The 1372-nt window shown below is 76.0% G+C and carries 1 protein-coding gene and 1 pseudogene; both read right to left on the bottom strand.

Features of this window, described 5'->3' with window-relative positions:
• Nucleotides 1–209 (bottom strand): annotated as a pseudogene (locus HUW36_RS34940) (hypothetical protein); the annotation flags it as partial.
• 3 nt (nucleotides 210–212) lie between these two features.
• Entirely contained in the window at nucleotides 213–983 is a 771-nt protein-coding gene (locus HUW36_RS32940; protein ID WP_099163161.1) for an SGNH/GDSL hydrolase family protein, read from the bottom strand.
• Nucleotides 984–1372 lie beyond the last annotated feature (389 nt).

The raw sequence follows: 1372 nt of genomic DNA, 5'->3' as shown, positions 1-1372 counted from the left end.
GGGGCCGGCGGCAGCGGCCCGTCGTGCACCAGCGCCGGCCCGAGCGTGCCGGCCCACCGCCGCACCCGCACCCCCGGGTACGCGTCGGTCAGCTCGCCCGGCGATGCGACCGCCTCGACCCGGTCACCCGCGACCAGGACCGCCAGCCCGGCCCGGGGCTCGTCGTCGATGGTGAGCCGCAGCAGGTCGGCGGCGTGCACGGTGCGCACCGCTCAGTCGGCCTCGACCGGACCGAGCACCGGCCGCTTGGCGGTGACGAAGTCGCCGGAGGACCGCCCGGTCAGTCGCCGCCTGATCCACGGGGCCAGGTGCTGCCCGGCCCAGCGCAGGTCGGCGGCGCGCGCGGCCAGCCAGGGCGTGGGCGCCGGATGCGGCGGCACCATCAGCCACTCCTCGTCGCAGCCGACGCCGAGCGCGTCGAGCACCTGGGCGGCGACCCGCCGGTGCCCGGCCGCGGACAGGTGCAGCCGGTCGGTGCTCCACAGCATCGGGTTGAGGTAGGCCTCGTCGGCATAGAGGTCGACCAGGATCGCGCCGTGCCGCTCGGCGACCTCGCCGACCACCTTGTTGAGCAGCGTCACCCGGGGCGCCACCAGCCGCTGGCCGGGCAGTCGGGCCATCACGTCGGCGAACCGGAACAGCACCACGTCGCTGCCGCCGCCGCGCAGCCGCCCGACCACCGCGTCGAAGCGCGGCACGAACGAGTCCGGGTCGAAGTTGCGCCGCAGCACGTCGTTGCCGCCGGCCGCGAAGCTGATCAGGTCGGGTTTCATGGCCAGAGCGGACGGCACCTGCTCAGCCACGACGTTCGGGAACAGCCGGCCCCGGATGGCCAGGTTGGCGTAGCCGAAGTCCGGCCCCGCCTCGGCGGCGAGCCGGGTGGCGACCAGGTCGGCCCAGCCCCGGTAGCTGCCGTCCGGATACGCGTCGTCCATGCCCTCGGTGAAGCTGTCGCCCACCGCCACGAAGCTGCGCCAGCGCACGGCGCCTCCCCTCAGACGTCCCGGCAGAATCGCGTCGCTCAGTCTGTCACCGTCCGGGCCGGTCCCGAGGCCCCTGGGGGCCGGACGTGGCGGACGTCTCGACGTCCTGTTCCCGACAGCCGCCGACCGGACAAAACCCCCGGGCGCGTGCGGGCGGGGCAGAATCCGGCGGCCCGACCGGGGATGATGTCTGCCGTCATCCGGTCGGGCGAACCGCCCGGCCGGTTCCGCGTACGGCACGAGCGAGGAACGACATGACGCAGGGGCACCCACCGGCGGCAGGTTGGCCACCGCCCGGCACCGCTCACCCCCACCCCGGCGGGCCGGCCGGGGCGCCGCCGCCACCGCCGGCGCCGAAGTCCCGCCGGGGGCTCTGGATCGGGCTCGCG

Origin of the sequence: Micromonospora maritima (genome assembly GCF_902825405.1) — a bacterium.
Lineage (GTDB): Bacteria > Actinomycetota > Actinomycetes > Mycobacteriales > Micromonosporaceae > Micromonospora > Micromonospora maritima.
This window is presented reverse-complemented; position numbering and strand designations above follow the sequence as displayed.